The following is a 9,238-nucleotide window of genomic DNA, read 5'->3' on the forward strand; positions in this document are numbered from 1 at the left end:
CGCCACGTCTCCGTGGGCAGCAGCGTCAGATTGCGCGTGGTGCCCGCCGAGTCGGCCAGGCGGCCGGCGGCGCGGCGCGAGGCGTCGCTGTAGGCGTAGATCGCCGCCCGCAGGTCGGTGCAGACGCGGTCGAGCTCAGGCCATCGCGTCAGGATGGTGCCGTGCAGCCCCTGGGCGCGGCGGGCGATCTCCTCGGTGCCCCACAGCTTGGGCGCCTGCTCGCGCAGCTCCTCGATCGTGCCCGTGCTGAGCGTGATCAGCTCCAGCGCCCAGAGCCGGAACGCCCGCGCCAGGTTGACCGCGCTCTGCCTGGCCTCCTCCATCGTCGTGCGCGGATCGGCGACGTTGAGGTCTTCGAGCGCCAGCAGCCGGTGCATCTCCGACTGGCCGCCGTCGGACATCATCCGCCTGATGAACATCAGCCCGACGACACTGGTGAACGAGGCCCGGTAACGCAGCTGGTTGGGCTTGGGGAACACCTCGCGGACGGCCCCCAGCCCCTTGAGCACCCGCAGCCGGTTGTCGAACTGGTCGGCCGGATATGCCCGGCACGCGAAACGCATCTGGTCGTGCGTCAGCCACTCCTCGCCCGCCTCGGCGAACGCCGAGAACAGCGTCTCGGCGATGTCGACCAGGGCAGGGTCGTCGACCACCGCGCCGCTGTCGCGCGCCAGCGCGGCGAACATGCGGCGATAGGTCGACAGGACCGCCTCGTCGGTGAGGACGGCGTCGAGGGTCAGGGGCTGTTCGGACACGGGGACTAAGGTACGGCTTCGCACCGACAGTCTCGGCACGCCACAACAACCTCAACAGCCCTACCAGCGAGTACGAACGCACAAGGGACCACTGAACGCTAGTGTGATGCCCGATAATACGGGGGCAAACGCTGTGTAATCGTACATACGGGGTGAGTTACGGGTGCGCATGCTCCGGGGTGATCGAGCCACCGCCGTGATCGCCGGTGCGGTGGCCACGATCCTGGTGGGCGCGGCGGCGTGGTTCGGCGTGGGCGTGTCCAGCGCGAACCCCAAGCTGGCCGACGTGGGCGCCTGGCTCTGGACCACGGCCAAAGGCAAGATCGTGCACGTCAACGGCCTGTCCGGCGAGGTCGACGGCTATCTCGACGACAAGGCGGGCAGGCAGCTGCGCGTCGTCCAGGACGGCGGGAACGTGCTGCTCGTCGACGACCGCACCGGCTACGTCAGCCGCATCGAGCCCAGCCAGCTCACGGTCTCCCAGACCCGCGACTTCGGCGCGGCCGGGCTGCAGCTGGCGGTCTCCGGCACGGCCGGGTACGCCGTGGACCCGGCATCCGGCAAGATCCAGCAGATCGACCCGGCGACGCTCAACTCCGTCGGCGCCCCGATCACCCTGCCGGGACCGCTCGGCGCGGCCCGCATCGACGGCGGCGGCCGCCTGTGGGTCCCCGTGACCGCGAAGGGCGAGGTCGTACCGGTGTCCAAGGGCGTGGCGGCGAGCCCGGTCAAGGTCGGCGAGCCGGGGGAGGAGCTGGCGGTCACGATCGCCGGCGGCCTGCCGGTCGTGGTCAACAGCCGGGCGGCCACCGCCACGATCATCGGCGCGGACGGCGGCGTCGGCGAGGTCACGCTGCCCAAGGCCATGGCCCAGGCCGCCAAGGGCGGCGCGCTCACCCCCGCCACGACCGAAGGCTCCATGGTCCCGATATTGACGCCGGGCGCCTCGGGGCTGCTCGTGGTGATCGACACCGCGTCCAACTCGGTGCTCAGCACCAAGTTCGAGGCGGACGACCCCGCCAAGCTCGGGGTGCCACAGATGCTCGGCTCCAAGGTGTACGTGCCCGACCAGGGCCGCGGCTCGCTGATCGTCTGGGACAGCGCGGCCGGCGGCCGGCCCACCACTCTCCAGGTGGCCGAGGGGCCCGGCCCGGTCGACGTGTTCGTCAAGGACGGCCTCCTGTGGGCCAACGACGAGAACGGCGACAAGGCCGTCGTCATCGACCCCGAGGGCCGCAAGCACGACATCGACAAGGGCGACTCCGACGTACCGGGGCCGACCAGCACGCCCAAGCCCAAGCAGACGCCGCGCCCGGACCCCTCGAAGACCGACACCCGGCCCGACCCCGTTCCGACGCGCACGGAGCCGATCCCCACGCGGACGCGCGAGGCCGAGCCGACCCGCGAGGCGACGCCGACCCCCACCCCGTCGCGCGAGCCCACCAGATCGCCGACGCCCTCGGCAAGCGCGCCGTCCGCGCCTGGCGCCGTGACCGCCAGGTCCGGGCCCGGCAAGGTGACGGTGAGCTTCAGCCCGTCCACCGGCGGCAAGGTCGAGCGCTACACGCTGAAGACCACGTCCGGCGGCGGCAGGTCCGTGCCGCAGTCGGTGGACGCGGACGGGCCGTTCCAGTTCGAGTTCACGGGCGGGGACTGCGCGAACGAGTACACGTTCGTGGTGGTCGCGCACTGGCCGGGGGGCGAGGTCGAGTCGGAGCCCAGCGCCGGGGCCAAGCCCTGCGTGGCGCCCGGCTCGCCGGCCGGCTTCGCGGCCAAGCCCAGGAACCGGGGCGCCGAGCTGAGCTGGAACGCCCCCGCGAACGCCGACGAGGGCGTCACCTACGAGCTGACCGGCGCCGCGGCCAACAGCGGCATCAAGGGCACGACGTTCACCGTGGACGGGCTGAAGAACAACCAGAAGTACTCGTTCAAGCTGAAGGCCAAGAACGCGGCGGGGGAGAGCCCGGACGTCGCCACGGCCGAGGTGGACCTGGCGTATCCGCGGCAGCAATACAAGAACGCCAGCAACGAGGACACGACCACGATCATCCGCCCGGGCCCCTCCAAGGCCGGAGAAGCCGGAAGAATCCCGCAGAAGGTGTACATCACCCTGACGGTGATCTGCCAGGTCAAGGGCGAGAACTACACCGACACGTCCACCGGCAGGTCCAGCGACATCTGGAACCGGATCGAGAGCCAATACGGCAACGGCTACCTGAACGACACGCTGGTGGCGACTCCGGACGGGGGATTCCCCGAGGCGCCGCTCTTCGAGTGCACCGACTGAGAAGGGGACTCAGTTGACCCAGTACAACTACCAGGACCAGTTCGAGCAGACCGCGCAGCCGTACCAGCAGCAGTTCGAGCAGCCGTACCAGCAACAACAGCAGCAGGTCGAGCAGGCCTACCAGCAGCCGCAGCAGAGCGCGCAGCTGGCCGGGCAGTTCGCTCAGCGCTTTCAGCTGCTCGCCGGCAACATCGAGCGCATCATCCGCGGCAAGCACGAGGCGATCGAGCTGGCGCTGATCTGCCTGTTCGCCGAGGGGCACCTGCTCATCGAGGACGTACCGGGCACCGGCAAGACCACGCTCGCCCGGTCCGTCGCGGCCAGCGTGGACGCCGAGTGGCGGCGCATCCAGTTCACCCCTGACCTGCTGCCCAGCGACATCACCGGCGTGTCGATCTTCAACCAGGCGCACCAGAAGTTCGAGTTCCACCACGGCCCCGTCTTCGCGAACATCGTGCTCGCCGACGAGATCAACCGCGCCTCGCCGAAGACCCAGGCCGCGCTGCTCGAGGTCATGGAGGAGCGCAGGGTCACGGTGGACGCGGAGCCGCATCCGGTGCCCAGGCCGTTCCTGGTGGTGGCCACGCAGAACCCGGTCGACATGGACGGCACGTATCCGCTGCCCGAGGCCCAGCTCGACCGGTTCCTGATGAAGATCTCCGTCGGCTACCCGGACCACGTCTCCGAGGTGGAGGTCCTCAAGGGCATGCCGACGGGGCCGCAGGTGGAGCGGCTGCCGGTGGTCGCGCGGGCGTCGGACGTGGCGGGAATGATCGACTTCGCCTCGCGGATCCACGTGGCCGACCCGGTGTACGACTACATCGTCGCGCTGTGCGCGGCCACCCGTAGCAGCCCGCATCTGCGGCTCGGCGCCAGCCCCCGTGGGAGCCTGGCGCTGCTGCGCGCGGCCAGGGTCAAGGCGGCCGCCGCCGGGCGGCACTTCGTGGTGCCGGAGGACGTCAAGGCACTGGCCGTACCGGTGCTCGCGCACCGCCTGATCCTCACCCCCGAGGCCGAACTGCGCGAGGTCACCGCCGCGGCCGCGCTCGGCGAGATACTCGCCGGGATGCCGGTGCCGCAGGCGGCGTAGATGCGGCCTCCGCCACCGATCCGGCTCTCCGCGGTGCTGACTCCGCTGGGCTGGGGGACGCTCGCCGGGTCCGTCGCGCTGTACGCGGCCGGGTTCGCGCTCGGCTACCCCGAGCTCGTCGTGCTCGCCACCGGCGGCCTGCTCGCGCTGGCCGTCGCGCTCGCCTGGACCGCCCCCAAACCGAGGCTCGAGGTGCATCGCGAGATCACGCCGCTGAAGGTGCCGCGCGGCGACGCCGCCGTGGCCGTGCTGAACGTCTCCAACCTCGGCCGCCGTGGCCTGTCAGGCTTACGCGCCCAGGACCGGATCGGCGCGTCGGAGCACACCGTGGACCTGCCCAGGCTGCCGAAGGGCGCCGTCCGCACGGTGTCGTACCCGCTGCCGACGGACGTCCGCGGCGAGATCCCGGTGGGGCCGCTGCTGCTGATCCGGGCCGACCCGTTCGGGCTCACACGCCGCGTCAGGTCCTACGGCTCGCCCGTCACCCTCCTGGTACGGCCCCGCACGGTCGCGCTCCCCGTCCCCCCGTCCGGCAGGGCCCACCACCTGGAGGGCCCCACCAGCGACAACGCGCCCAGCGGCACGGTCACCTTCCACACCCTGCGCGAGTACGTCGTCGGCGACGACCTGCGCCACGTCCACTGGCGGTCCAGCGCCCGCACGGGAACGCTCATGGTCCGCCAGCTCATCGACGCCAGCCTCCCCACCACCACGGTGGTCCTGGACACGCGCGACCTCACGGAGCTGGCCGTGGACGCCGCCGCCTCGGTCGCGCTGGCCGCCGCCAGGGCCGGTTTCCCGGTACGGCTCCTCACCGGCGACGGCCCTGTCCCGGACACCAAGGACCCCGAAAGCGTGCTGGACCGCCTGGCCCTGGTGGGGGCGGGCGCGGGGAGCGTCACGGAGCCGTTGCGCGTGGCGCGGGGCGGCGGCTCCCTGGTCCTGGTCACAGCCGACCCCGAGGAAGCCGGGCGCGCGGCCGGTGTGCGCCGGCGCTTCGACCGGGTGATCTGCGTCTACGTCGGCCCCGGCCAGGTCGCCGTCCCCGGAATCACGGTCCTCCCGATCGCCTCCCTGGACGCGCTCCCGCTCGCGTGGGGGTCCCGATGACCCACCACACCCCGGACCCGCCGGGCTCGCCCGACCGGGCGTCGCGGCGTGGTCGTCCGGTGCGTGGGCCGGTGGCGGGCCGGGCCGGGACGGCGTTGTGGCGGAGGCCGGCCGGGCTGGTGCTCGTGGCGGCCATCGCGGGAACGGCCGGTTGGGGGTTCCATCGCGTCTTCCCCGGCGCCGCCCTCCTGATCGCCGTCATCCCGGCGGCCACCGCCCCCGCCATAGTCGCCGCACTCACACACAGACGCCCCCTGTGGCTGGCCCTGGCCCTCGATCTCCTCCTCTGGCTAGCCGGCACCATCCCCCTCTACAAGGGCCTCGAGCCCGGCCTCTTCGCCGACGTGGCGAACTCGTGGCACGCCCTGCTCACCACCCTCCTGCCCGCCCAGCCCGAGCCGCACCTCCTCGTCCTCGTCCACACCCTGATCTGGACGGCCGCCACCATCGGCGCCGAGACCATGGCCAGGACCCGCACCAGGATCGCGGCCGCCGTCCCCGCCCTCCTCGTCTTCGGCACAGCGCTCCTGCTGGGCGTGGACGGCGAGGGATCGAACCTGCCGGTCGCGGGCGCGCTGTTCGTGCTCATCGCCGCCCTGGCGCTCCTGCGCGACGACCGCCCCCCGATCTGGCTGCTCGCCGGGATGCCGGCCGCCGCCGCGCTGGCCGCGCTGGCGCTGGTCGCGGGCCCGCTGCTGCCGATCGCCGCGCGGCCGTACAACCCCCGTGACGACGCCGACCTCCCCCCGCCCGTACGCATCGACAGCGTCAGCCCGCTGGACCGGGTCTCGGCGTGGCTGCAGATCCCCGACAGGGAGCTGTTCACCGTCAAGGCCGGCAAACCGCTCAACTGGCGGCTGGCCGTGCTCGACCGGTACGACGGCGTCCGATGGACCTCCGGCGCCCGCTTCCAGCCCACCGGCGGCAGGGTGCCCGAGGGCGAGTGGACGGGCAAGGTGGACGTCGTGCGCCAGAAGGTGACGTTCGACGGCCTCCCGGGCACCTGGCTGCCCGCGGCCGAGCGGCCCGAGCAGGTCAGCGGCGTACGAGGGCTGATGGTGGACCCCGAGAGCGGGGCGCTGCTGGCGGCCGCGAGGCCCGCCAAGGGGACGAGCTACGAGGTGACCTCGCGGGTCCCCAAGCCGTCCAAGGAGGAGCTGCTCGCGGCCACGCCCGTGAACGACCCGAGCCTGACCGCGTTCCCCGCCGGACCGCAGCAGCGGCTGTTCCGCAGGCTAGCCCAGGAGGCCACCAAGGGCGCGACCACGCCGATCACGCAGGCGTACCGGCTGCAGAAGTACCTGCGCACCAACGCCGGCTACGACGTCACCGCGCCCCCCGGGCACTCGCTCAAGGGGCTGGAGTTCTTCCTGCAGACGACGCATCGGGGGACGTCGGAGCAGTTCGCGACCGCGTTCGCGCTCATGGCCAGGACGCTCGGGCTGCCGTCGCGGGTGGTGGTGGGGTTCCGGCCAGGGGAAGCGTCCGGCGGGATATATCACGTCAAGTCGGGCCATGTGATGGCGTGGGCGGAGATCAAGTTCGACAAGCTGGGCTGGCGGCCGTTCTACCCCACACCCGGCCGGAGCGGCGCCAAGGACGACCACGACGTCGTGTCGTCGGCCATCGAGGAGAGCGAGGAGCTGGAGAGCGAGTTCACTCAGGGTGGGGGCGACCGGCCCAAGACGTCACAGCCCCAGACCACCGGCAACGGCGAGGAGCCCGAGAGCGGGCCGGCGATGTGGGTGGTCGCGTCGGTGGCGGGCGGGGCGCTGCTGGTGGCGTACGCGGGCGTGGTGGCGGCCCTGCCGTGGTGGCGCAGGCGGAAGCGCCGGCGGGCCCAGGAGCCCGAGCAGCGGGTGCTCGGCGCGTGGCGGCAGACGTGCGACGACCTGGGCCTGAAGGGCCGGTACGCCCTGACGGCCGCGGACGTCGTCGCCCGGCAGTCAGATGAAATATCAGCACACGTCAGGCCGTTGGCGGAAATTTCAAACTACGTCAGATACGCCCCCGACACCGTCACCGAGGACGCCGCCACCGCGGCCTGGCAGCGCAGCGACGCCATCCGCAGGGCCGTACGCGCCAGGACCCCTCTGACCGCCCGCATCCGCAACCGCCTCCTCCTGCGATGATGCCCGGCATGAGAAGCGTCGAGGCCCAGCTCCTGCACCGCCCGCCGGGCCTGGCGCCAGGCGAGATCGTCAGGCGGCTGGGGGCGATGCAGGCCCAGGACGTCCCCGCCGCCCTGCTCGCCTTCCGCGCCCGCTCCGCCACCCTCACCAGGCAGGACGTCGAGACCGCCTGGCAAGAACGCGAGATCGTCAGGACCTGGGGCCCGCGCGGCACGCTCCACTTCGTCCACGCCGACGACCTGCCCTGGCTGCACGCCCTCACCCGGCGCGCCACGAACACCCTGCGCCGCCTCCGCGAGGAGGGCGTCACCGGCGACGACCTGCTCGGGCTCATCGGCCGCGCCCTCGAGGGCCAGGGCCCGCTCACCAAGGCCCAGCTGGAGGAGCGCCTGGCGGGCCGCGCCCGCGGCCAGGGCGTCGTGCACCTGGTGGCGCTGGCCGCGCACCACGGCCAGGCCGTGCTGGGCCCGCCCCGCGCGGGCAAGCCCACGTACGTGCACACCGCCGACTGGCTGGGCGCTCCGATCACCCCCGAGCCCGACCGCGACCGCGCGCTCAAGGAGCTGGCCACGCGTTACCGCCGCGCCCACCACCCCGCCGAGCCCGAGGACCTGGCCGCCTGGTCGGGCCTGCCGCTGGGCGAGGCCCGCACCGCCTGGAGCCTGAGCGCCGCCGGCCCGCCGCCCCCGGAGCAGGAGCCGGTGGTACGCCTGGCGCCCGCCTTCGACGAATACCTGATGGGCTGGCGCAGCCGTGACCCGATCCTGGCGGCCGAGCACGCGAGGACGGTGTTCCCGGGCGGAGGCATCCTGCGGCCCGTCGTGCTGGTGGGCGGCGTGATCAGGGGCGTGTGGGGGCGGAAGGGCGCACAGGTGAGCGTCCAGCCGTTCGACGAGCTTCCCGGTGATCTGCTCGACGCGGAGATCGCCGACGTGCGCCGCTTCCTGGAATGACGGCGGTGTGAAAGCGATCCGGCGTATCGGGTGATGAGAGACGACCACTGGAACGTCGGAAGGCCGCACATGACGGGGGAGACGATCGCGACGCCGGTCTCCCGGAGCGAGGGCGCGGTGGTGCTCGGGGACGGGGACTGGCGGGTGACGCTCCTGCAGTTCCCCGGGTCCGGGATGGGCGTGCGTCCCGGGCTGATCTCGACCGGCTACCTGCGTACCGCCGAGGTGGTGACCGTGCTGTCCCCTCCCGCCGCGGGCTTCTCACCGTGATCGTGCCCGGCGCCGCCGACCCCCGCGTGTCGGTCTCGGGCGCCCTGGCAGGCTTCCCCGATTAGCCCATTGCTGTGTAACCCCTCTGGGGTTACAGTAGGGGTATGCCAAAGATCAACGTGTATCTGCCGGATGAGCTGGCGGAGGCCGTCAAGCAGGCCGGCGTGCCGGTGTCGGCGGTCTGCCAGCGAGCACTCGAGCAGGCGGTGCGCCGGGTGACCGCCATCAGGGAGACCGTCCTGGCCGATCTCGACCTGGAGGAGCCGACGGGGGCGCTGACCCACCTGACGGCGAGAACGCGTACCGTGCTCAAGCTCGCCGCCGACCAGGCCCGAGCGGAGGGGGCCGCGAGCGTCGGGACCGAGCACCTGCTCGGCGGCATGCTGACCGAGGGCGGCAACCTGGGGCTGCGCGTCCTGCACGCCATGGACATCGAGCCCGAACAGGTCAAACGCGACCTCGCCCACCGCCACCAGCCCGCGACGGACACGGAGGCGGACGGGCCGCGGAGCTTCAGCGGGACTGCGGCCAACGCGCTCGAGTTCGCCGTCACCGAGGCCACCTCGCTGGGCCACAACTACGTCGGGTGCGAGCACCTCCTGCTGGGCCTGGTCGCCGAGCCGGACGGGACCGCCGGCCAG

The 9,238-nt window shown here is 72.5% G+C and carries 7 protein-coding genes and 1 pseudogene; 7 read left to right on the forward strand and 1 reads right to left on the reverse strand.

All coding sequences use genetic code 11. From position 1 onward, the window contains the following. Nucleotides 1–755 (reverse strand): annotated as a pseudogene (locus AB0J09_RS45370) (hypothetical protein); the annotation flags it as partial. A gap of 163 nt (nt 756–918) precedes the next feature. Between AB0J09_RS45370 and AB0J09_RS45375 the strand changes: the two are divergent. From AB0J09_RS45375 to AB0J09_RS45405, 7 genes are all read left to right on the forward strand, one after another. Continuing rightward, a complete protein-coding gene (locus AB0J09_RS45375; protein ID WP_360705753.1) occupies nt 919–3,042 on the forward strand; it encodes a hypothetical protein in 2,124 nt (707 codons plus the stop codon). A gap of 13 nt (nt 3,043–3,055) precedes the next feature. Then, complete coding sequence (locus tag AB0J09_RS45380) at nt 3,056–4,132, forward strand: MoxR family ATPase (RefSeq protein ID WP_360705756.1); 1,077 nt, start codon at nt 3,056–3,058, stop codon at nt 4,130–4,132. Continuing rightward, entirely contained in the window at nt 4,133–5,242 is a 1,110-nt protein-coding gene (locus AB0J09_RS45385; RefSeq protein ID WP_360705759.1) for a DUF58 domain-containing protein, read from the forward strand. Continuing rightward, nucleotides 5,239–7,374: a DUF3488 and transglutaminase-like domain-containing protein gene (locus tag AB0J09_RS45390; RefSeq protein WP_360705762.1), complete on the forward strand. Its 2,136-nt coding sequence runs from the start codon at nt 5,239–5,241 to the stop codon at nt 7,372–7,374. Before AB0J09_RS45385 ends, AB0J09_RS45390 begins: the two co-directional genes overlap by 4 nt. Nucleotides 7,375–7,382: 8 nt before the next feature. Next, on the forward strand, nt 7,383–8,327 hold the full coding sequence (locus AB0J09_RS45395; RefSeq protein WP_360705765.1) for a winged helix DNA-binding domain-containing protein: 945 nt from the start codon (nt 7,383–7,385) through the stop codon (nt 8,325–8,327). A 33-nt stretch (nt 8,328–8,360) separates the two neighbouring features. Beyond that, the gene (locus tag AB0J09_RS45400) at nt 8,361–8,597 is read left to right on the forward strand and encodes a hypothetical protein (protein WP_360705767.1); all 237 of its coding nucleotides are present in this window, start codon (nt 8,361–8,363) and stop codon (nt 8,595–8,597) included. A 104-nt stretch (nt 8,598–8,701) separates the two neighbouring features. Then, on the forward strand, nt 8,702–9,238 hold a 537-nt coding region (locus tag AB0J09_RS45405; protein WP_360705769.1), incomplete at its 3' end, for a Clp protease N-terminal domain-containing protein.

This window comes from Nonomuraea sp. NPDC049784 (genome assembly GCF_040659615.1).
Lineage (GTDB): Bacteria > Actinomycetota > Actinomycetes > Streptosporangiales > Streptosporangiaceae > Nonomuraea.

Bases quoted from the DNA above. Each gene is read 5' to 3' on its own strand.
- AB0J09_RS45390 (WP_360705762.1), top strand. From the start codon at position 5,239: ATGACCCACCACACCCCGGACCCGCCGGGCTCGCCCGACCGGGCGTCG.
- AB0J09_RS45395 (WP_360705765.1), top strand. From the start codon at position 7,383: ATGAGAAGCGTCGAGGCCCAGCTCCTGCACCGCCCGCCGGGCCTGGCG.
- AB0J09_RS45385 (WP_360705759.1), top strand. From the start codon at position 4,133: ATGCGGCCTCCGCCACCGATCCGGCTCTCCGCGGTGCTGACTCCGCTG.
- AB0J09_RS45400 (WP_360705767.1), top strand. From the start codon at position 8,361: ATGAGAGACGACCACTGGAACGTCGGAAGGCCGCACATGACGGGGGAG.